The organism is Lunatimonas lonarensis, assembly GCF_000390185.1.
Taxonomy (GTDB): Bacteria; Bacteroidota; Bacteroidia; order Cytophagales; family Cyclobacteriaceae; genus Lunatimonas; species Lunatimonas lonarensis.
Window position 1 is genome coordinate 12,474 of sequence record NZ_AQHR01000025.1, and the last position, 23,608, is coordinate 36,081.

Annotated in this window: 16 protein-coding genes; 5 read left to right on the forward strand and 11 right to left on the reverse strand. The window is 50.2% G+C overall.

Annotated features, from left to right (window positions below):
• Positions 1-167: 167 nt before the first annotated feature.
• From ADIS_RS03625 to ADIS_RS03640, 4 genes are all read left to right on the forward strand, one after another.
• Positions 168-1,403 (forward strand): PQQ-dependent sugar dehydrogenase, encoded by a 1,236-nt coding sequence (locus tag ADIS_RS03625; RefSeq protein ID WP_010852970.1) that lies wholly within the window; start codon positions 168-170, stop codon positions 1,401-1,403.
• A gap of 199 nt (positions 1,404-1,602) precedes the next feature.
• The gene (locus tag ADIS_RS03630; protein WP_010852971.1) at positions 1,603-4,689 is read left to right on the forward strand and encodes a PVC-type heme-binding CxxCH protein; all 3,087 of its coding nucleotides are present in this window, start codon (positions 1,603-1,605) and stop codon (positions 4,687-4,689) included.
• Positions 4,690-4,703: 14 nt separating this feature from the next.
• Positions 4,704-5,927 (forward strand): FG-GAP repeat domain-containing protein, encoded by a 1,224-nt coding sequence (locus ADIS_RS03635; RefSeq protein ID WP_010852972.1) that lies wholly within the window; start codon positions 4,704-4,706, stop codon positions 5,925-5,927.
• A 99-nt stretch (positions 5,928-6,026) separates the two neighbouring features.
• Positions 6,027-6,962 (forward strand): FKBP-type peptidyl-prolyl cis-trans isomerase, encoded by a 936-nt coding sequence (locus ADIS_RS03640; RefSeq protein ID WP_010852973.1) that lies wholly within the window; start codon positions 6,027-6,029, stop codon positions 6,960-6,962.
• A gap of 62 nt (positions 6,963-7,024) precedes the next feature.
• Here ADIS_RS03640 and ADIS_RS03645 read toward each other — a convergent pair whose 3' ends face one another.
• The 4 genes from ADIS_RS03645 to ADIS_RS03660 are packed head-to-tail and all read right to left on the reverse strand — an operon-like array spanning position 7,025 to position 13,297.
• On the reverse strand, positions 7,025-8,296 hold the full coding sequence (locus ADIS_RS03645) for a M14 family zinc carboxypeptidase (protein WP_155907100.1): 1,272 nt from the start codon (positions 8,294-8,296) through the stop codon (positions 7,025-7,027).
• A 51-nt stretch (positions 8,297-8,347) separates the two neighbouring features.
• A complete protein-coding gene (locus tag ADIS_RS03650) occupies positions 8,348-8,800 on the reverse strand; it encodes a DUF1569 domain-containing protein (RefSeq protein WP_035804568.1) in 453 nt (150 codons plus the stop codon).
• Between the two features lie 4 nt (positions 8,801-8,804).
• On the reverse strand, positions 8,805-10,268 hold the full coding sequence (locus tag ADIS_RS03655; protein WP_051113250.1) for a DUF1501 domain-containing protein: 1,464 nt from the start codon (positions 10,266-10,268) through the stop codon (positions 8,805-8,807).
• A 2-nt stretch (positions 10,269-10,270) separates the two neighbouring features.
• Positions 10,271-13,297, reverse strand: coding sequence for a PSD1 and planctomycete cytochrome C domain-containing protein (locus tag ADIS_RS03660; RefSeq protein WP_010852977.1), 3,027 nt, complete (start codon positions 13,295-13,297; stop codon positions 10,271-10,273).
• 119 nt (positions 13,298-13,416) lie between these two features.
• Between ADIS_RS03660 and iolG the strand changes: the two genes are divergently transcribed.
• Positions 13,417-14,409, forward strand: a complete 993-nt coding sequence (gene iolG, locus ADIS_RS03665; protein ID WP_010852978.1) for an inositol 2-dehydrogenase — start codon at positions 13,417-13,419, stop codon at positions 14,407-14,409.
• Positions 14,410-14,412: 3 nt separating this feature from the next.
• Here iolG and ADIS_RS03670 read toward each other — a convergent pair whose 3' ends face one another.
• From ADIS_RS03670 to ADIS_RS23335, 7 genes are all read right to left on the reverse strand, one after another.
• Positions 14,413-15,438, reverse strand: a complete 1,026-nt coding sequence (locus ADIS_RS03670) for a Gfo/Idh/MocA family protein (protein WP_035804569.1) — start codon at positions 15,436-15,438, stop codon at positions 14,413-14,415.
• A gap of 63 nt (positions 15,439-15,501) precedes the next feature.
• On the reverse strand, positions 15,502-16,509 hold the full coding sequence (locus ADIS_RS03675) for a Gfo/Idh/MocA family protein (RefSeq protein WP_035804571.1): 1,008 nt from the start codon (positions 16,507-16,509) through the stop codon (positions 15,502-15,504).
• A 392-nt stretch (positions 16,510-16,901) separates the two neighbouring features.
• The gene (acnA, locus tag ADIS_RS03680; protein ID WP_010852981.1) at positions 16,902-19,682 is read right to left on the reverse strand and encodes an aconitate hydratase AcnA; all 2,781 of its coding nucleotides are present in this window, start codon (positions 19,680-19,682) and stop codon (positions 16,902-16,904) included.
• Between the two features lie 138 nt (positions 19,683-19,820).
• Positions 19,821-20,801, reverse strand: coding sequence for an MlaD family protein (locus tag ADIS_RS03685; RefSeq protein ID WP_010852982.1), 981 nt, complete (start codon positions 20,799-20,801; stop codon positions 19,821-19,823).
• A complete protein-coding gene (locus tag ADIS_RS03690) occupies positions 20,798-21,547 on the reverse strand; it encodes an ABC transporter ATP-binding protein (RefSeq protein WP_010852983.1) in 750 nt (249 codons plus the stop codon). The genes ADIS_RS03685 and ADIS_RS03690 overlap by 4 nt, the downstream gene beginning before the upstream one ends.
• A 3-nt stretch (positions 21,548-21,550) precedes the next feature.
• Positions 21,551-22,348, reverse strand: coding sequence for an MlaE family ABC transporter permease (locus tag ADIS_RS03695; RefSeq protein ID WP_010852984.1), 798 nt, complete (start codon positions 22,346-22,348; stop codon positions 21,551-21,553).
• Between the two features lie 47 nt (positions 22,349-22,395).
• Positions 22,396-23,475: a response regulator gene (locus ADIS_RS23335; protein ID WP_010852985.1), complete on the reverse strand. Its 1,080-nt coding sequence runs from the start codon at positions 23,473-23,475 to the stop codon at positions 22,396-22,398.
• Positions 23,476-23,608: the final 133 nt, after the last annotated feature.

Here is a 23,608-nt window from a genome sequence, read left to right on the forward strand (position 1 = left end):
TAAAAACGAAGTTTGAGATAGAACTTTTTTTGAATCATCAACTGCTAAAATCGCCGTTGTCTACCCTGGTAAATACAGGATAGGCAACGGCTTTTTGATGTTGGTGAGGTTTGGAACAGCGTTTGAATTTTAGCTAGGGAATTTCAAACCAACAAACCAGACGAGCCATGATATACACCCATTTCAAAACAATACTCATCGTAGCGGCGGCCTTCTTTTGGGGATTCCTGCATCCTTCCCAAGAAGGGCTCGCGCAGGTACAAATGGTAAATAAAACCATTGATAGCCAGATGGAAACCGAAAAAGCTACCATTAAAATCACCAAAGTAGTAAAAGGACTGAACCACCCCTGGGCGGTAGGGTTTTTGCCAGATGGCAATCTTCTGGTTACCGAAAGGCCCGGTAAGCTGTACCTAGTCAGCGGGGAAAAGATTACCCAACTAACCGGTCTTCCAAAAATCGACACGGATGAAGATCAACTTTCGGCACCTGACGGCGGAAACCAAGGTGGTCTATTGGATGTAGCCGTCCATCCGGATTATGAAACAAACGGTTGGATCTACTTTACCTACTCCAGCCCAGGCGATGACGACTCGGTCACAGGTGATCATGGTCATGGGACCGGCACCGCATTGGCCAGAGCCAGAATAGACACTGAAGAAGGAAAGCTCACCGACTTGGAAACCCTCTACGCACAGGTGCCGCGGACCAATCCCGGCAGGCATTACGGATCCCGCATTGTCTTTCCCGGCGATGGCACCGTCTGGTTCACGATTGGAGACAGGGGTCTTCGTTGGAACTCGCAGGACCTTACCGACCCGGCTGGATCGGTAATCCGATTGAAGGAAGACGGCGGGGTAGCGGATGACAACCCCTTTATCGGCGTCGCTCCCGGTAACCTGCGACCCGAGATATACAGCTACGGCCACCGCAACAACCAAGGCTTGGCAATCGACCCAGAAACCGGAAACCTCTGGGCCACAGAACATGGACCAAACGGCGGGGATCTGCTTCATTTGATCGAAAAAGGCAACAACTACGGATGGCCACAAGTAGCCTTCGGAACAGAATACGATACCGATGAAAAAATTGGTCTTGGGCAGGAGGCCCCCGGCGTTACGGAACCAAAGTGGGTATGGGAAGAAAGTATGGCACCTTCTGGACTGGCCTTTTATACCGGAAAGACGATCGATGCATGGGACGGGGATCTCTTTGCAGGCTCCCTGTTGAAAGAGACTTTGTACCGACTGGAAATAAAGAATGAACAGGTAGTACATCAGGAAGCCTTGTTGACGGAAAAGATCGGAAGAATCCGGGATGTTCGCCAAAGTCCAGATGGATCGATGTATTTGGTGACCGATGAAGGGGACGGCGCACTCTACCGCATACAGGTAGCAGACTGATCGATTTCCTTCCCTAGGCTCCGCAGGATACCCTGCTCCTCTGGCTATAAACACCTAAGGATTTCCAATAGGCGTATGGGGAATCCTTAGGTCCAATTCATGCTCCGGTAGTCAAAGTAAAAGGCGACCTATTGCATAATTGGCGAATTAGCGGTATGTTTAAGATCTTACAAGCCCCTAAATTGCTGCTATACAGTCCATGAACCACCCCAGCCCAATTAACCCCAAGCCGTGGTCGGCCTATTTGCTGGCTTTGGCTTTTGCCTGCCAAGCTACTACTGATTCCGATTACGACACCACCTATGTGGAAGAGGAGCCGGATCCCATCTATGCCGAGCACGTACGAACTACCGGATTTCAAACACCCCAGAAGGAAATGGCGGATTTTACCCTCCCTCCCGGTTTTGAAGTGACGCTTTTCGCCTCCGAGCCGGATATCAGCAAGCCCATCAATATCGCTTTTGATGACAGAGGCAGGCTCTGGGTTACCCAGTCGGGCGAATACCCCATTAAAGCAGGTCCTGGAGAAGGAAAGGACCGGATCAGCATTTTAGAAGACAGCAACGGGGACGGTAAAGCCGATATAATCACCCATTTTGCCGAGGACCTGAATATCCCTATCGGCATCATCCCCGTAAAGGACGGGGCCATTGGCTATAGCATTCCCCACGTATACCGGTTTTACGACCGTGATGGCGACGGCAAATCCGAAGCCCGGGAGGTGTTGATTGCCGATTTTGAACACAGGGATACCCATGGCATGGTCAACAACCTGTTCCGTGGATTGGATGGCTGGATCCACGCCTCTCATGGGTTTTCCAACATTTCCACCGTTTCGGGATCAGACGGAGATTCCATCACCATGACTTCCGGCAACACCTTTCGGTTCCGCATGGATGGCAGCCGGGTGGAAAAAACCACCGATGGTAGAATCAACCCTTTTGGCTCGGACCTGGACGAGTGGGGCTATCACTATTCAGCAGACTGCCATACCCTCCCCATCTATCAGCTTATCTGGGGTGGCAATTATACCCAATGGGGCAAAAAAGATCCCAACATGGGTTTTGCCCCCACCATGATGGATTATGGACTTAACTCCACCGCCCTATCCGGCTTGGTGTACTATACCGACAATCAGTTTCCAGAAGAATACCAGCATAGCTTCTACTCCGGTGACGTGGTCACCTGCCGCATCAGTCGCAGCGTGATGGCGTTTAGCGGATCCACGCCGAAAGCTACCCGAAAACGGGATTTCTTGGTCAGCAAGGATCCCTGGTTCAGACCCGTGGACATCAAAATCGGGCCGGACGGAGCCATGTACGTCGCGGATTTTTACAACCCCATTATAGGTCATTACGAAGTACCCCTAGACCATCCTGACCGGGATCGGAAAAGCGGCAGGATCTGGAAGATCACTTACAAAGGAAAGCAGCGAGAAATACGGGACTGGTCCAAGGCTTCCATGAGCGAGTTGCTTAAAGAAATGGGCAGCCCCATCCTAGCTACACGACTGGCCTCCACCGATGCACTGGTGGACTATAAGGGAAAAGGGGCCACATCTGAACTCAAAAAATTGCTACAAGCGGATCCTACCAGCCCTCATCAGCGCATCCAGACACTTTGGGCTTTGCACCGGCTACAAAGTTTGGCACCTGAGGAGTTGAAATCTGGCCTTGGACACGCAGACCCCATGGTACGGGTGCATGCTTTCCGTGTCTTCGCCAATTTGCCCGAATGGGACGAGGTGCATCGTGGATGGGCTTTGGCGGGATTAGGCGACGAAAACCCCCATGTTCGTAGAGCGGCCGCAGAGGCAATCAACCGGCATCCGCATGCCGCGTTTTACAAGGCACTGGTAGAGGCCCATCAGCTGGCTCCAGCCGAGGACACCCATTTGGTATATACCCTTAAAATGGCCCTGTTTACCCATTTGGGGGATCCTTCCCTGATACGTCTTGCAGCGGAGGAAATGTGGACAGAAGAACAGGCCGCACTGATCGCGCTGGTAGTCTCCGACACCGACAGCCCCGAGGCCGGCCAATACCTGCTGGATTACCTCAGGGAACGCAAGGTACCGGAAGATCGATGGATTGGCTACATACGCAGTGCCGCCAGATCCGTTCCGCCCGGTCAATTGCCTGTTGTAGTGGAGCTGGCAATTGAAAAGTCCGGGGAAAGCAACCTTGCCTCCTTTAAGTGGGCGTTGGCGCTACAGGATGGGATTCAGCAACGGGGAATGGAAACACCTGCCCGGTTGGTATCGTGGATTCAGGATATCGGCGGGCAAACCCTTTCCGGACTGGAATCCGACCTTGGCCGATGGTCGGCAGACATGGAAGAAAAATATCAGTTTGCAGCTAGTACGGCAGGTAGGTACCGTTTTACCGGCCACACCGGTCCATTGAAGCAACTGGTACAAAGCGAACCAGTGCCCGAGGCTCTACGCGGAGAGGCTGCCCTAGCCTTGATCCGCATTTCACCAACTGCGCATATGGATTTCTTGTCGGTGCAAATGAACGATTCCGACCAAAAAACCTCCTTTAGGCAACGAATGGCGAACACAATCGGTCAATCTGCTACCCCGCAGGCGCGCGCGATTTTGGCGGACGGTCTCAAAGATGCGCCTATGGAATTACAGACTTCCATCGCTGCCCAGCTCGCCCGCTCCGAACCGGGGATTTCGATTTTGATCGAGCGAATCCGCAAAGGGTACGCCCCCGCACGGGTCCTGAAGACCCGAAATGTAGAAGAGTCGTTTCGAAACCACGCAAACACCCTGCAACGGCAGTCCTTTGAATCTCTGACCGCCAATCTGATGCCTATCAGTGAGGAAAGGGAACGTCTGATAAGCCAACGAATCCAAGGCTATACGGTCAATGAAGACGCGCTTGCCTCCGGCAAACAACTGTTCACTGAAAACTGCGCACTCTGCCACCAGGTGAACAACGAAGGAGGGATGATCGGCCCCCAGCTGGACGGTGTGGGCAACTGGGGAATTCAGGCGTTGGCCACCAAAATCATCGATCCAAACCGGAATATTTCGGAAAACTTCCGCACGTACAACATCCGTCTAAACAATGGAGAAGTAAAATCAGGCCTGTTTAGACGGGAAGAGGGACAGGTAATCGTCCTGGCCGACCAAAGCGGGAAGGAATTCAGCATACCAAAAAATGAAATCAGCGAGCAGACTGCGTCCACCATGACGCTAATGCCAGACACCTTCAGCGAGACCCTTGACCAGGATAAATTCAACAGCTTAATGGGTTATCTATTAAGCGTAAAATAAAGCCTCCCAAAAACATGAATGCACAAAACCCAAAAATAAAGCTCCAAAAAAGTATTCCTTTCGCTGCGTTGCTTATATTTGTCAGCGTTTTGGCTGCGTGTTCGGACAAAGGTCCGCAAGCAGTACCCGGTGACCAAGTTAGTTTTAAGAAACACGTTCTTCTTACCGATTTTATTGCAGAAGGGGTAGCGGTTGGTGATGTAAACAAGGATGGCCTTATTGACGTGATGGCAGGCCCTTATTGGTTTGAAGCTCCCCACTGGACCGTTCATGAATTAGCTCCCGTGAAAACATTCTACTACGACAAAGGGTACAGCGATGCCTTTATCAGCTACGGAATGGATGTCAATCACGATGGCTGGATAGACTTCGTTCGCATCGGCTTCCCGGGAAGAGAGGTTCAGTGGTTCGAAAATCCCCAAAATAACCCGGGCCATTGGAAGACCCATCTGATCACAGAGAGTTTGGGCAACGAATCTGCTGGATTCTATGATATCGACGGAGATGGTCGAAAAGAATTGGTCGGAAGTATTCCCGAGACAGGTGAAATGGTGTGGTTCAAAGCACCCACTTCTTCGGAAGATCTTACCTGGCAAAAATTTGTGATCAGCGAACCCAACAGCCCTGGAACAGCTCAATTTGCACACGGCTTGGGTGTGGGCGACATGAATTTGGACGGCCGCCCGGACATCATCATCAAGGAAGGCTGGTGGGAAGCACCCGCCGACCCTACCACAGGGCCGTGGGCCTTTCATCCAGCTGCGTTGGGAGAAGCCAGTGCCCAGATGTATGCGTTTGATGTGAACGGAAATGGTTTACAGGATGTTATCTCCACTTCTGCCCACCAATTGGGCATGTGGTGGCACGAGCAAATCAGGGACAGTCAGGGCAATATAACCTGGAAAACCCATGATATTGATGACGCATTCACCCAGACGCACGCGTTGGAACTCGTAGACATCAACAACGATGGGAATCCCGATCTGGTAACCGGCAAAAGGTATTTTGCCCACATGGGTGCTGATCCGGGAGAATTCGACACTCCCTTCGTGTATTGGTATGAATTCGAACCGGGAGAAACGCCTAACTGGATAGGCCATCCGGTAGACGATGATTCAGGAGTGGGCGTGCACGTCATTACCGAGGATATTACCGGTGATGGGCTAATAGACATAATAGTGGCAAACAAGAAGGGCGTTTTTGTATTTGAGCAACAGCGACAACCGACCAAAAAATAAACTTATCCCCATGGAATCGGGAATGGATAATGCTGATTATCTAGATTGCCCGTAGCGATGTTGGGGTTCAAACAGCTTCTTAAAAACAATTAAATATCTATGAAAAAGTCGATCAAACCATTTTTTTATCTAGCACTTTCCACCTTAGTGGGATTTAATGTTTCCTGCAAAGAGACCGGAAAAACATCCGATGGACAGGAATTTACTTACATCAAAAAAGGTACTCAAAAACCGTTAGAGGGCGAATTTGTCCTTTACAACCTGGAAGTAAGAACCGGCAAAGACAGTGTTTTTATCTCCACAGCAGATCAGGGCATGCCTGGATACCTGAGGTACTCCGACTCCATACCTAAGAACAATTTTATGGATGAAATATTTCTGGGGCTTAAAAAAGGAGACAGCATACTTGTGGAAGCGAAAGCCTCCAAAGTATTTGAAGACAATACGCCTCCATTTTTGACCTCAGATGAAACCATTAAAATCCGAATTGGCGCGTTTGAGGTATTGGACGAAGAAAACATCATGGCTTATTTCAATGATCTACAGCAGAAAGCTATGGATGCTGAAAATGCCGGTGCTGCCGATCGCTTGATCCTTGAGGATGAAACCATTGCAAAATACGTGAAGGATAACAACCTAGATGCGACCAAAACCGAATCGGGTTTGTACTATGTAATCGAAAAGAGAGGTTCGGGTCCTGAGATTGAAGAGGGAAGCCAAGCTTCTGTACACTATGCCGGCTACCTATTGGATGGGAAAATATTCGATACTAGTATCAAGGAAGTGGCGCAGCAAAACAATATATACAATGAGCAGAGAGATCAGGCGGGAGGATACAGTCCATTCGACCTACAGGTAGGCGTGGGGCAGGTTATTCCGGGTTGGGATGAAGGCCTAAGCCTGCTTCGAAAAGGCGACAAGGCGAAGCTGATCATTCCATCACCCCTAGCCTATGGCACGAGGGGTGCCGGAGCCGATATTCCTGGCAATTCCATCTTGGTCTTTGACGTGGAAATCATGGATGTGGCCAACTGAGGTCTCCAAAAAAACCATACTTCAAATCCCCGGCAGAGACGTCGGGGATTTTTTTTGCCCTTTCATTTCCCGATATCCAGGTATTCCCCCAAGGCATACATCAGGTCCACACCAAAAGCATGGGCACCCTCGGTTGTTACCATCTGTCCATGGTTCAACGCATAAGGAAACTCCAATGTGGTGACCATCTTCAGTCCTCTGCCGTGAAATCCCGCTGCCCACTGCCCAAAGGAAGCACCTTGATCGTAATTTGATCCGGTATTCCACGCGACCCCAAAGGGAAGAAAGCCCTCATTTTCAGTGAATTTCATCGGCCCTCGGTGCCCTTTGGCAAGTATCTCTACCAAACGCTCCTGTTCCGAAGAAATCGCAGGATTTGCATTCCCTACAAAATAGATCCACTCGTTGTTTTCACCCTTGATCCAAGGGTTATGAAGGTCAATGCCCACCCACGGAACGTAACCTACCCACTTGGGCACCTGTTCCCGTAGGGATCGGGTACTCGCATAGATACTCTCTCCCGAATAGTCCCGGTTGTGGTCGCGGGGTATCCGGTTTTTTCCCTGATCGCCATCCTCCACCCCATCTTTATCCAAAAAAGGGATAAACCAAAAAGAAACCTGTTCAGCCAGGGCCTTCATCTCGGGAGTTTCGCTAAGCAGGGCCGAAATCATACCCTCCATCACGTAGTTGCCCATCATCTCGCAGGCATGGGCGCGGGCGGTAACCAGCACGTTATAGCTTGGCGAGGCCGAACGGCTTCCTATCGCCAGTTTTTCCACCGATCTTCCACGCTCCGAGATACAAAGCTCGTCCAAGGCGATCCGGTGATCTCCCTGAAAACCAGTCAAAAACCGAGCCAGATCCCGTTGGGTATAGGGCATGCCCATGCTAAACCGTACCGCTTGGTCTGCCCGATCGAAGGTAAACGAAAACAGGCGGTCGCTAAGGTGATCATTGCGATCAAGCCAATGCCAGGTTTCACCCCCATCCAGGGAGTAGGCCGCCCCGAGCCCCGTCATCAGGTTACTTTTTGTTGCTTTAAAATACCAAGTCTTGGGAATTGACGAAAGTGCCCGGAAATTCCAATAAAACCATTCACCGGAGGTATCCCTTAGATCTGGCCCAAAATACACCGTATCAGCTATAATCTGCTCGACCCGCACGTTGCCCCCAGGAAAATCGGCATCTATCCCAAGGGTGGCCGCATGTGGTGACGATACCGAGGTAAGTTCGCGCTGACCTTGTCCCATGCCTTGGAAGACGGGCAGAAGCGCAATAAACAAGGGACAGAGGCATCTCCTCAAAATAAGCCTATCGAATCCTTTTCCCATACCTGATGAACTATTTTCCCAATCAGAAGCTAAATCCAAGAGCGTATATCTTTAGACGCCAAACTGCCTAAAATGATGATCTAAATGCCTATAGACTACCCATCCCCATTCACGGGTAGTTAAGGGGCCAAAAAAGGGATGGGGGCTATACAGTGGTTTTCGCAAGTGGGGGAACTTTCTAAGTTGTGAAATTAAGCGACTCTTTTCAGTCTCAAACTGCCCATCTGCCACCTGCCCCTTCATATCGTATCGCTTCGGCCCTTTCACATGCCTCGGAAAGCGCGGAAGCAGGTAGAGGCTATACCACTTGACCACTCGCTGCCATAGGGTCGCCGGGCGCAGAGTGCCCTCCCAAGTCAGAATCTGCTCGTTGGTTACCGTACAGTGCCGAAGCATCTCGGCGGGCGTCATGGTACCCCAGCGGGGAACCAGCCCAGCCTCCAGCCTTTCTGCCCTTTCTATGAGCCCATCCGCAAAAGCTTTCTGAAGCACGGTTCGTTTCATCTGTCTAACTTAAGACTGCCTTTACCACGTGTCCGTGTACATCGGTCAAGCGGAAATCCCTTCCCCCAAAATGGTAGGTAAGGTGAAAATGATCCACCCCCAATAGATGAAGAATGGTGGCATGAAGGTCATGGATACTAACCGGATTTTCCACCACACGGTATCCGTAATCGTCGGTCTGCCCGTAGATGGTACCTCCCTTTATCCCTGCACCTGCCATCCACATACTAAAGGCCGATGGGTTATGATCCCTGCCGTCGCTCCCCTGCGCAAAGGGTGTGCGGCCAAATTCCCCCGTCCAAACCACCAGGGTTTCCTCCAAGAGGCCTCTCGACTTCAAGTCCTTAAGAAGCCCCGCAATCGGCTGATCAACGGCGTGGGCATTCCGCTCATGCCCATCTTTCAGATTGGAGTGCTGATCCCATCGGTCCACTCCCCTGCCCACCATGGGACAGGTAAGCTCTACAAAGCGAACGCCCCGCTCCACCAGCCGTCGGGCCATCAGGCATTGGGCGCCATAATTTCGCGTGTTCGGATCGTCTGAAAAAAGCCCGTAAAGGCGCTTGGTAGCAACCGACTCGGCATCAAATTCCGTAAGTTCCGGCACCGAAGACTGCATGCGATAGGCCAATTCATAATTCGAAATCGCAGCCTCGACCGCATCTACTGCCCCGACGTCTCCCAATCGGGACAGGTCCATGGCCCGAATAAAGTCCAATTTCTCCCGCTGCGGCCTGCCCTCTGCATCGTATGGATTGATATTGGCGACTGGTTCATCACCGGCTTTCATAATCGAAGCTTGGTAATCCGCCGGCAAAAATCCGTTTTTGAAGTTGTCGACTCCGCCGGGAGGAATAAGTCCGCCGTCCAACACCACATAGCCCGGAAGGTTGCTGTTGTCCGTACCGAGGCCGTAATTGATCCAGGCTCCCATGCTGGGCCTTCCTTGAAGGCCACTTCCGGTATGGAGAAAATAATTGGCATTGGTGTGCTCCGGGAAATTGGAAACCATGGAACGAATAAGCGCCAGGTCATCCACGCAGGTAGCAATGTGTGGAAAAAGCTCGCTAACTGCCATGCCACATTCACCATACTGTTTAAACTTCCATGGGCTCATCAGAATTTTGCCATTGTCGTTGAACTGGGTGGCATCCACCTTGAATTTGGGATCTTGCCCGTTTTCCTTTTCCAAGCGGGGCTTTGGATCAAACGAATCCACTTGGGATACCCCGCCATCCATGTACAAAAAGATGACGTTTTTGGCCTTGGGAACAAAATGAGGTGTTTTCGCCAATTGATCCAATACGTCCTTGGGCGAAGCAGGCTTGGCGGCAGGTCTGCAGGCAGCTGCCATCCCTCCCATCATGCCCATAAAGGCCAGGGACCCAAAGCCACATCGGCAGACTTCCAGCATCTCCCTTCGGCTAATCGGGCGGTTCAATTGGTGGTATAACGGTAGTTTCGACATAATCACATCAGGTAAATAAACTCTTTCAAATTAAACAGGGAGTGGCAATAGGACGACCATAATCCATTATCTCCCAATAGATCTAGGTCGCTGATCATACCCTGCCGCACACCCCACCCCCGAATCAGGTCAATGCCCACCTGAAGTTCCTCGGCCGTCGGTTTACGTGAAAAAGCCTCCCAATAAAGACGGTCAATACGTTGGGCCAAGGTACTGTCTCCGGCTGCCAGCACACGTAGTGCCCAGACTTCGGATTGGCGTACCACAAAGGGATCGTTCATCAGCATCAAGGACTGGGCAGGTACATTGGTAACATCCCGCTTACCAAAAGAGGTGAAGGGAGTTGGGAAATCAAATGTCTGCAACAGGTGGTTGATGAAGTTTCTACGTACTTCTATATAGATGCTTCTTCGGCCATCGCCATCTAACGGGCCGGATGAACCGGGCCTGCCACGACCCTGCATAAATCCGGTCAGATGCACCGGTACCGGCTTGCCAAACGACTCCTCGCGTAGATTTCCGGCTACCCGAAGCATTCCGTCCCGAATGGCCTCTGCTTCCAGCCGCCTTACAGGGTAACTGGCAAGAAAAATATTTTCTGGATCCAACTTTCTGGCCATTTCCTCGGGTTGATAATCCCGCTGAAAGGTTTCGGTCATGACTATGGCTCGAATCAACTCTTTCACGGACCATCCCTGCTCGACGAATACCAGTGCTAGGTAGTCCAACAATTCCGGATGACTGGGCAACTTGCCTTGTAATCCAAAGTTATCCACAGTCTCCACGATGCCGCGACCAAAGAGATGGTGCCAAATACGGTTTACCATTACCCGGCTGGTCAAGGGGTTTTCTGAACCCAGCAAAGCATCCACCATTTCAAGCCGACCACTACCGGCGTCTCCAAAAACCGGCTTGCTGCCGGTAATTCCTGGCATGAACCTGCGTGGTACCTTATCGGGAGAAAGATCCGTATGGCTACCCCGGATAAAAACCGGACTTTCGGTTCTGTACCCTTCGGTTACGCCGCTGAAAAACACTGTATCTTTGACCTGATCGGTCAAGTCCGCCCATTGCCGGGCCATTTTCTCCAATCCCTCCACGGTTCTCCTCTCCTTACCCTGCGCAATCCAGTGGTTTAGATGCTCGATTTCATGGGGAGAGGATCGATAACCAACCCAATTTTTGATAATTGTCCCCATAGGCGGCGTGCCTTCTGTATGCTTCAGACTAGGCTCTTGCCAGGAATTGTCAAAAGATATGGCATACTGCACTTCTACAAAGTCCTGGTGACCTTGCACGTAATTATGGGACTGAAAACGTCCCGGCATCACCTCCAAGTAAGCCTTGTGGCCCTTCCATTGTCCTACATCAAACACCAGCTCTTTCCAATCCCCCGACTGTACCAGCTGGCTCATCCCACCGTAAATGGGATACTGGATAAGTTGAAAATTGTCCATCACTACCCGAACCGTACCTAAGCTGCCCCTCGCTTTTACCCCCACGTACTTTGCATCGATGACAAAATCCGGCGATCTCAATACCCCAAACTTGCCCAGACCAAAATATCGACTGGATGCCATACCCTCGTCCAGTTTCTGCAAGGCTTTTCTATCCTCGGTCAACACCGGATTGCCAAGGGTAGTCTTGGAACCAAAGGCCATGCCATCACTCTTCCAACCTCCAAAATCCTGACCTCTGAAATCCCCCAGCACCTTTACCCCGCCTTCAACCACTTCATCCACTGTATGAAGGTTGGTCAACTGAACGGGCACCTGTTTTCCCTGGGCGGATTCCCAAGACGATGCAAACTGCTGCCTGATGTGAGCCTGAAGCTTTTGCGCTTCCCGAAGGGACACGTTTCTCATTTCCAGTTGGTTGGCTGGCTGGGGTGAAAACCGAGTTCCCTCCATGATTCCATAAAGCGCGTAGTAGTCGGCCGTGGGAATGGGGTCAAATTTGTGGTCGTGACATTTTGCGCAGGCCACCGTCAGTGCCTGGAAGGCCTTGCTGGTGACATCGATCATGTTGTCGATGCGGTCTGATTCGTCCTTGCGGGTATCCACAGGGCTATGGGTTCCCTCCCCCAAGGTATAAAACAACGTGCCAAGTACGGATTCGTTGGTACGGGCCTCTGCATGAAACCTCGGAGACTCCATCAAATCGCCCGCCAATTGTTCCCTAATAAATTGGTCATAGGGAACATCCTCGTTAAAAGCACGGATGAGGTAATCGCGATAGCGCCAAGCACCCTGTATGGCATAATCAAATTCATGACCCCGGGTTTCGGCATAGCGCACCACGTCCATCCAATGCCTTGCCCAGCGTTCTCCAAAAGAGGGAGCCTCAAGGTAACGGTCCACCAGCTTTTCATAGGCGTATATGGCATCATCCTCCAGAAATGCTTCCACCTCCTCCGGGTTGGGGGGCAACCCGGTCAATACATAGGAAAGCCTGCGAATAAGGGCGTTTTTATCTGCCTTTGCTGCGATCGCTAGCCCTTTTTGCCGTATGCTTTCCCCTACTAGGCTATCGATGGCTTGGGTGGGCGTCAACGTGGCAAAACGCTCCAACTTGGATGCATCCGGCCCGACAAAAGCCCAATGAGGCGTATATTCCGCTCCTTGGGCGATCCATTTCCGTATAAGGGCGACCTCCTCCGCTGTAACCTCCTGATTGGTGGCCGCCGGCGGCATCCGCAGCTCCGAGTCGTGATGGGTGATGCGCTCCAACAGATAGGATTTACCTGGCTTTCCAGGCACAATAGCCTGTTTTCCTCTCTCCAGCTTGGCCGTAGCTCCATCGAATAAATCCAATCTTAGATCAGCTTCCCGGCTACTGGGATCGGGTCCGTGGCATAGGTAGCATTTTTGCACCAAGATGGGTTTGATATGGAAATTGAAATCCACCACCTCGGGTAAACCAACTTCGGATTCCTTCCCTCCACTTCCACAGCCTACAGCAAAGGCTAGCAACGCACCAACTAAGGCAAGAAACGCTAAAGGAAGACGACCGAGTTTCCAACTGAACATACCGATTGATTTTGAGCTCTTTGTTTGTTTTCCAATTTATGGCTTAATCCATCAAAAGTCCATACCTTTTATCCAAAAAGCTAAAAAAAAGGCTATTTTTAGGGCAAACAAACCCACTTATGAACATCGGCATTATCGGAATTGGAAGAATCGGAAAAATCCACCTGCAAAACTGCCTGACCCATTTTCGGAAAGTCAAGGTATTGGGGGCCATGAATCCCTCCCAATCCGGTAGGGATTATGCAGCCCAAATGGGTGTTCCGTTGGTGACAGAGGACGCAACCGAACTTACTTCACATCCCGATATCGACGCCATTTTGGTGTGTTCTGCCACAGACAGCCACGCTGCTTACGTGGAACAAGCAGCGAAGGCCGGAAAGGCCCTGTTTTGTGAAAAGCCGCTGGATCTTTCGCTGGATAGGGTACGACAAACGCTAGCCCTCGTATCGGATTGCGACGTTCCCCTAATGCTCGCATTCAACCAACGCTTTGACCCCAGTTTTGCGGAGGCAAAGCAGCGGATCGCCTCGGGAGATCTGGGTAGGATACGGTCACTTCGACTGATAAGTCGGGATCCAGGCCCTCCTCCCATTGCTTATATTCAGCGGTCGGGCGGCATGCTGATGGATATGACTATCCATGACTTTGACATGGCCCGCCACCAACTGGACTCCGAAGTGGTGGAGGTGTATGCCCAAGGCGCGAATATGGTCAGCGAAGACATCAAAGCAGCTGGAGATATTGATTTTGCGTCCGTCGTGCTCACCTTTGCCAATGGGGCTATTGCTACCATTGAAAACTGCCGGGAAACCTCCTACGGGTACGATCAGCGAATGGAAGTATTTGGTTCCAAGGGCATGATCCGTGTCGAAAATCCCGTCAAAACCAGCACCCTCCTTTCCAGTTCAACCGGAACCCTGGGCGGCAAAAACCTGGATTTTTTTATGGATCGCTACGCAGAATCTTACCGCCTGGAATTAGCCGCTTTCTTCGAAGCGCTCGCCTCGGGCAGCCCCATGCCTGCTACCGGGTATGACGGCTTAAAGGCAATGGAGATTGCCGAAGCAGCCATGCGCTCCATCGCTGAAAACCGGCCGGTGCGGTTGGGATAAAGGTTAAAATTTAACCAGCAAATTGCTTTTTGAGGACTCGTAGATTCCCAAAATAAGCTCCAGGGAACGCCTGGCATCCCTGCCGGTAACCATCGGCTCTCGATTGGCCAATACAGCCTCGACCATGTCCTCCACCTGTCCCTGATGAAGGCGAAAATCAATGGCCATGGGATCAGAAGCGCCGCTGCCACCTACATCAGAATCAGGCACACCGGCATCGCTTCCGGACACGTTCCACACGACAATCTTACCGGCTTCCAGTATGATATTCCCTTTTTCGCCGTAGACCTCCAGGCGCTCGGGATTGCCTGGAAAAAGGGCCGTGCCACCGGTGATGGTACCCAGTGCACCATTTTTGAAGTTCACCAACGCTGCCCCCAAGTCTTCCCCCTCGATCGCATGAACAACCGTTCTGACCTGACCAAAGACGGATTGGGCTTCGCCCATGATATCCAACAACAAATCGATGGTGTGCACCCCCTGATTGATCAGGGCCGCGCCACCGTCGCCCTTCAATGTTCCCTTCCAGTCGCTGCCGCTGTAGTAGGATGGGTCTCTATACCAGTTGATGGCCGCTGTTCCCAAAAGCAGTTTTCCAAGTCTGCCCTCCTGCACCGTATGCTTAAGCTTTAGGTAGCCTGGTTTCAGGCGGTTTTGAAAAATCACCCCCAATTTTACCCCCGCCTGCTCACAGGCTGCTATGAGTTGGTCGGCACGATCCAGACTGACCTCGATGGGCTTTTCCAACAGCACATGCTTACCGGCCCGGGCCGCTTCGAGGGCGGGCTCGAGGTGATTGCCACTGTGTGTACAAATGGCTACTATGTCTATGTCTTCCCGTTTCAGAAACTCCTCGATTTGATGATCGGCCGGCACCCCAAACTTCTCCGCTGCCTGACTGGCTCTTTCGGCCGTTGAACTGCATACGGCTACCAGCCTAGCGCTCTCGCAGGCGTTGATCGCGGCCGCATGCATACCGGCGATGGCTCCAGTACCGATGATTCCAAATCCAAGTTCTTTCTTACTCATAGTTTCCGACATAGGTGATGGTTTATTAAGTTAAACTAAAATAGACGTGGCGTTATTCTTCCATTATATTTTTCGCATGGAAGCGGTCATTTCCTCCATGACCCAGTTGGTGCGGGCAGCACTGTGTCCGGTACTGGGGCAGCTTCCCTCACCTAGCAATTCCTGCACGATAGAGGTGATCAGGAACGTTTGAATATGCTCGGGCATCTCGAACGTGAACCGCTCATTTACGCCCGCATCCGTCTCTAGGTCCACGTAGGTATCCCAAAAAGAGGGATAGCTGATCTGTCCTTTGGATCCGACGAGGGTGGTCATGTCCGTTTTGGCAACCTCCGAAGTAGTAAAACACCAAACACCAGACCCCATCACGCCGCTTTCGAACTCAAAACCGGCCGAAACGATATCCTCTACCCCATACCAACCTGCTTGATTCTTGGCCAACGCCCGTACGGATTTTACCGGACCCAATAAGTAATCAAGAAAGTCAAGCTGATGGGAACCTAGGTCGTAGAAATACCCTCCTCCGGATATATCGGGATTGATGCGCCAGTTTTCATCCGGACCGGTCTTTACGTCCGGGTGGGCGGGCTGATTCATCAGAACCTGCACATAGCGCAAGTCACCGATCACACCAGATTCCAACAGGGATTTGATTTTCAAAAAGTTGGGTAGGGTCCTCCGATAATAGGCCACGAAAAGGGGCACTCCTGCTGCCTCGCAGATCCGAATCATCTCCAGGCATTCGGCGTGGGTACGGGCCATGGGTTTCTCTACATATACCGGCTTTCCTGCCGCCGCGGCCTTTCGGGTGAGCTCGAGGTGTGCATTTGGCGGAGTAGCAATGTAGATGGCATTGACCTCGGGATCTGCAATGAGCGCATCTGCGTCGTCGTACCATTTGCCCACACCATGTCGCTGGGCGTAGTCTCGGGCCAATTCGCCATTTCGTCGCATCACAGCCACCAAGCGGGAATTGTCCACTTTTTGCATGGCGGGAGCGCTTTTGCGTTCACAAACCGCCCCCACGCCCAGCACGCCCCAGCGTACCTCCTTATCCGTAAATTTTATCATAGGCCTAAACTTACAAAAATGTTTGCCTATGCCGCAAATGTGGGTCGGGAATTGTTGTTTTTGAGAGACGTAGGATTCGAGACGTAAGACTTAAGACGCAAGATGAGAGATGAGATGTGAGATGTGAGATGTGAGATGTGAGATGTGAGACACAAGACATAAGACATAAGATTTATGTAAGACCCATGTACGTAAGAATTTAGAATCCTACATCCATTCCAAAGCCAAAAAACCGAAGCGAACCCAACCTCATAAACGTACCCCCCTATATCGCCGAAGGCATATATCCACTTATATCGCGAAGCATATATCATTTTAACATAGCCGAACCTGTCTACCGGGTAGAAGCATGTTCCAGAGGTATTAGGCATGAGGCGTCAGAATGAAGTAATTCACCTCGCCAAAAACTGCCTCAGGACGTAGTGAAGTATGCCTCCATGCGTATAATAAGCGATCTCTATTTCGGAATCCAGCCTAGCAATGGCCTCAAAGCTCTGCGTCGTTCCATCTTCCCGCGTAGCGGACACCTGTAATATTTTTAGCGGGGTCAATCCGCCAGAAATACCCTCGACGGAAAACAATTCCTTCCCGGTCAGACCCAACGAATCGGCTGTTTGTCCGTCTGCATACTGGAGTGGCAACACACCCATACCCACGAGGTTGCTCCGATGGATACGCTCGTAACTCTCCGCCAATACTGCCTTTATTCCCAACAAGTTGGTACCCTTAGCCGCCCAATCCCGCGAACTACCGCTACCGTACTCCTTCCCCGCCAATACCAGCAGGGGCGTTTGGTCATTTTGGTAGGCCATAGATGCATCGTACACGCTCATTTCTTTCCCACTGGGCAAATGAACAGTGAAGCCGCCCTCCTGCTGGGCGAGTTTATTCTTGATACGGACATTGGCAAAGGTGCCACGTACCATCACTTCGTCATTGCCACGCCTAGACCCATAGGAATTGAACTGGTCTGCCGGAACGCCCCGCTCGGTCAGGTATCTTCCGGCCGCTGATTCTGCCCTAAAAGAACCTGCCGGGGAAATGTGATCCGTGGTGATTGAATCCCCCAGCATTAATAAAACCCTGGCATCAGCAATGTCCTTGGGATCGGTTACCTCCTCTGCAATGCCTTTGAAAAAAGGAGCTTCTTTGATATAGGTGGATTCCTCAGACCATCTATATACTTGATCCGTGGGCGCCGTAAGTGCCTGCCACTGCTCGTTTCCGGCAAAAATCTGCCCATAATTCTTTTCAAAATCCGCAGGGGATAACACGGAACTGATGACTTCCATAATTTCTTCCTGCGAGGGCCAGATGTCATTCAGATAAACAGGCTCCAAATTGGGGTCATAACCGATCGGTTCCTTTTGTAGGTCTAAATCTACCCTCCCTGCAAGGGCGTAGGCGACCACTAGCATGGGGGACATCAGGTAATTCATTTTCACCTGTGGATGAACCCGGGCTTCAAAATTCCGATTGCCCGATAATACGGAAGCGACCACCAAATCGTTTTCCTCCACTGCCTGGGCAATGTGCCTCGGCAGTGGCCCCGAATTCCCGATACAGGACGTACACCCATAACCCACTACATGAAAACGCAGGGCCTCCAGATCGTCCAACAGGCCGGCATTTTGGAGGTAATCCGTCACTACTTTGGATCCCGGTGCCAAAGAGGTTTTGACCCAGGGCTTTACATCCAATCCGCGCTCCCGGGCCTTTTTTGCCATCAGACCCGCTCCGACCATCACACTCGGATTGGAGGTATTTGTGCATGAAGTAATGGCAGCAATCACCACAGACCCGTCGTGCAGCGCAAACTTTTCATTCTGATGCTTCACGACCACGGTTTTCAAACCATTTTTTATGTTGGTTTCGATCTCGATGTCTTTTGAACCCGTACCTTCTCCGGAACCCATGGGCTGACCACCACCGCCCTCAGCGTACCAGCGGCTTTCATCCCGCTGATCGATGGGGATGTATGCACGACCATGAACTTTCTCCAGCTCCTCTCCAAATTTTGCTTTGAAGTTTCGGAGCAAAATTTTGTCCTGTGGTCGCTTCGGCCCGGATACTGTTGGCTCTACCGTGCTGAGATCCAGCTCTACCACGCTTGAGTAAGTAATTGCTTCCTCGTTGTTTCTCCACAAAAGATTTTCCTTGGTATATACCTCCACCAAGTCGATCTGATCAGAGGAGCGGTTGGTCTTCTCCATGTAATCAAGGGTGCGTTCGTCGATCGGAAAGTAGGTCACCGTGCAGCCGAATTCAGGGGACATATTCGAAATCGTGGCCCGGTCGGGCACGGACAGACTATCCAGCCCTGGGCCGAATACCTCCACAAACTTGCCCACCACCCCATGATCTCTTAGTAATTTGGTAATGGTCAGCACCATATCTGTGGCAGTGGTACCCAAAGGAAGCTTTCCCGACAATTTCAATCCTACCACTTCGGGCATGATAAAGTAAATGGGCTGGCCAAGAATAGCAGCTTCCGCCTCTATGCCACCTACGCCCCAGCCCACAACGCCAATGCCATTCACCATGGGGGTATGGGAATCCGTTCCCACCAGTGTATCGGGAAAGACCTCCCCATCGCGGGCTATAACTCCCTGGGCCAAGTACTCCAGATTTACCTGATGGCATATTCCCATGCCGGGGGGCACCACGGAAAAATTATCAAAGGATTTCTGCGCCCATTTCAAGAATTCGTAGCGCTCGCCATTCCGTTCATATTCCACATCGACGTTCTTTTTGTACGCATAGTTGGTACCAAAAAAATCAACCTGTACGGAATGGTCTACTACTAAGTCAACAGGGATCAGTGGGTTAATTTGGCTGGGATCTTTGCCTTTTCGTACGGCTTCCGCCCGCAAAGAGGCTATATCCACCACCGCCGGCACACCAGTAAAATCCTGCATCAACACACGAGCCGGCTTGAAGGGAATATCCTTATCTGAGGGCTTGGGCGTCCAGTTCAGGAGCGTATCGAGGTTTTCTTTTGTTATGGCAAAATCATCGAAGTTCCGTAGGGCGTTTTCCAACAGAATACGGATAGAAAATGGCAGCTTCTCTATGGCATGCCCTTGGTGCTGAAGCTCAGCGAGGCTCCAGTAATACAAGGCACCCTTAGCACTTTCTAATTTTCTTTTGACTCGAAATGGATCTTGTGACATAATGAAGTGAATTAGGTGGAATTAAAAAAGACAGATATAAGAATAACCCAAAAAAAAGGGCTTTGATTCCTTGATCAGCGACATTTTAGACCAAAAGCACGAAACAAAAAAAAAGCGGAGATGGCTCCGCTAATTTATTTATTCCTCTAAGGCTTCCTGTCTTGCCTTTTCACTTTTCCGAAAGGAACGCCGGAAAAACCAGTGATACCGCAAGGCTTCCAGTGTTTCATTAAACGACTCCGTACCCTCTTCCAGATTATGTACAGTACCTTTGATGTAGGCGGCAAAGTCCTTATCATTCAGCAACATACCCGCAGCATTGTCAGAGCTCCCCAGTTTTTTGGTGGCCAGCTGAAGATTTTCTGCCGCCACATTCGCCTGTTGAATGGTTTCTTCCAATCCAGAGGTAGAAGCCTTCAAGCTGCCTACCAAAGTAGTATCTCGCAGAAACTCGTCAATGGGCGTTCCTTTCTGGTTAAGCTTTTTGGAGAAACTGGCCAGTTCAGAAGTGAGGATGCGGCTGTTTTGGGCCGAACGGTCAAGATCAACCAACAATTCTCGTAAACTTACTGCCAACGACGAATCTGTCAACAGGGCACCCACGATGCCATCACCTGCGGCTATTCTTCCGGTCAATACTTTAAGATCGGTCGTAATTGACACGAGATTTTTATTGTTTTCCTGAAGGGTCTCCATCATTCTATCCGTATCTAGGGGCATCACTGCCTCTAATCGGTCTCCCGGATCAATAATCGGCGCCTCGTTCGTTCCTCCGTAGATCACTATGATCTTGTTTCCTATCAACCCGTCCGAACTAATAGTCGCTTTGGAGTTTTTGCGAATAAAATCCCGGGCATTCGACTCTAGGTTCATTTCTATCTCTACCTGGGAGTCACCGTAGAAATTTATCTTTTTTACGGTTCCGATTTTCACCCCCGAAAACCACACATTATTTCCGGTTTGCAGGCCACCGATATCATCAAACACGGCATAGACGCGAAAGCTCTTCACAAAGGCCTTTTGCTGCGCACCTAGCGTAAGTACGCCCAGCACTAAAATTATAATGCCTATCAGGACAAAAATGCCCACAATCACGGTTTTTTTATTATCGTTTTTCATGTATTTATGAAATTGTAGTCATAAAAGGATTTGATACGCGGATCTTCGGATCGGAAAACCTCTTCAAAGGTGCCTTGGGAACTAAATATCCCATCCAGCAAGATCACGACTCGGTCTCCTGTCATTTTTGCGCAGGTGAGATCGTGCGTAATGATGATGGACGAAGTATGGTACCGCTCGTTCACTTGATTGATAAGGTTATTAATCTCTACACAGGTAATCGGATCCAAGCCGGCTGTTGGCTCGTCGTAGAGCATTATCTCGGGATTCAGAATAAGCGTGCGGGCTATGCCTATTCGCTTTCGCTGTCCTCCAGAGAGTTCGGATGGCATTTGATTGATGGTAGCCAAAAGCCCCACACCGTCCAATACATCTTCGACGCGCTTATCCCGCTCGGCCTTGGTGAGGTTTTTTACGTTTCGGGTGAGCGGAAATTCCAGGTTTTCCCGAACGGTCATACTATCGTACAGTGCACTGTTCTGGAAGGAGAAGCCGATTTTAAGACGGAGTTTGTTCAACTCTTTCAGGGGCAGGGCTTCCACTTCCTGACCGAGCACTTTACAGCTGCCCTCGTCTTGGTACAAAAGACCCACGACTATCTTGATTAAGACCGACTTGCCCGTGCCGGATCTACCGAGCACAACCAAATTCTCTCCCCTGTAAAGTTCCATATCGACCCCACGCAAAACGTGGAGATCTCCAAAGGATTTTTTCAGATTGGAAATTTCTATAACTTTTTCTCGCATCGCCTACATTTGTCTGAAGAAGTTCGTGATCTGTAACGCAAGCAATTCTTCGATAAAAATCAAAAACATGGCCATAACCACCGCTGCATTGGCAGCTTTGCCCACGCCCTCTGTACCTTTGGTAGAGTTATATCCCTTATAACAACCTACAATGCCAATGGTAAAGCCAAACACCAGTGACTTGAGCAAGGAAGAGGTTATGTCCAAAAAAGACAGGGCGTCAAACACCTGAACAAAAAACGTACTAAGACTCACCAGCTCATTTTGGTTTACATTGATAAAGGATCCTATCAACGCCACGAAATCGGTGTACATGACCAAGACAGGGATCATGAAGGTACTCGCCAAGACCCTACTTACCACCAGAAATTTAAATGGATTGGTAGCAGACACCTCCATGGCATCGATCTGCTCGGTTACCTTCATGGAACCGATCTCCGCACCTATACTCGATCCCACCTTTCCCGCAGCAATCAGCGCGGTCACCAAAGGACCCATCGCACGTACCACCGCAATGGAAATAAGGGCTGGAAGCCAAGAAGTAGCCCCAAATTCGGACAAGGAAGGCCTTGACTGATTGGTAAACACAATCCCTACAATAAACCCTGTAAGCGAAATAAGTGGCAGCGAATTGTACCCGATTTGGTAACACTGCCGGATAAACTCTTTGCCTTCATAAGGGGGAAGCCAAACTTCCACAAAGAACCGCTTTACAAAATCGAAGGCACTCGCCAGACCCACAAAGAATTTATTCAGTCTTTTGCCAAGAAACAGTTTTTCATCAGCGGTTGCTTTTGACATGATCCTTTTATTATTCGGTTTTTAGTAACGTTTTATCTCAAAAAAACCTAGAGAAACTCATCGATCACCTCCTTACGAAGCGGCTTCACCAAAAAGCCGCTTACCATATCGAAACGTTGACTTTTCTGGATATCACGGGGATCCAACGACGAAGTTAACATCTTCACTTCAATATTAATTCCGCGTTCCTTCATTAGGTGCAGGAAATCCCAGCCCTCCATCAAGGGCATGTTGATATCAAGTAGCAAAATATCGGCCACATTCCGCTCCAACCAACTGAGTGCCTCATAGGGGTTCTCAAAAAAGACCAACTCCAAAAGCGGGTTTATCTTCATCAGAATCCGCTTGTTGATCATATGCTGAACCTTATCATCGTCGACGAAGATGATTACCTTACCCACCCGGTCTCCGGCAGGTGAAGATCCGTTTATTTCACCACTATTCTCCATCAATATTTTATTTATCTTCTTTACTTCCCTATCCAACGCCTTTGCCGATTTTTTGAGCATGTGCAGCACGTCTGCGGAAAGCTTTTTTTGATCGCCTATAACTTGGGTAATTCCGAGTATATTCGCCAGGTGGCTACGAATATGGTGGGAATGCAAAAAAGAAAAATCCCTGAACCGCTCGTTTTGGGCAACCAAGGAATCGTTCAGCTTAAGATTTTCTTCTACCGATTGTTGTACAATGGAATGATCTACTGCCAGTACCAGCAGGCAGGCCCTATTCTCAAATTCCACAGGCATTACGATCAAATCCACCTGTCTTGGATCATAAAACCGATCGACCATTACTAGGCTTCGTACGGTAAACGCCTGATTTACTGCCGACAAATCCACCCTCTCCGGATTCTGAAAGAATGCCAAAAAGGCTGATTGACTACCCTCTATGGCATCAATTGTCCCGTAATACCGGGCAGCCATCTCATTTGAAAACAAGACCTCCTGCTTATCGGCAGACAGAATCCAAACCGAGTTGGGTAGCTTTTCCAATACCTTTCGGGCCTGATTCCTCAATTGCTCCTCCAGCTTTATAAACCGAATGGAGGTAGTGTAGGCATGAACGGTCACAAAAACAACCAATGAAACGGCCATCATCGTCAACAGGATACCTTCGGACAAATTCAACCAAGACCTTATAGGCACGTAGAAAACTGCCGGGACTAAAAAACAGAACCCAGCCAACGTCCCATACCGAAGGGTACATTTTATTTCAGGCCTCATACGGTTACATTCAGGCCTTGAAGATAAAAATAATATT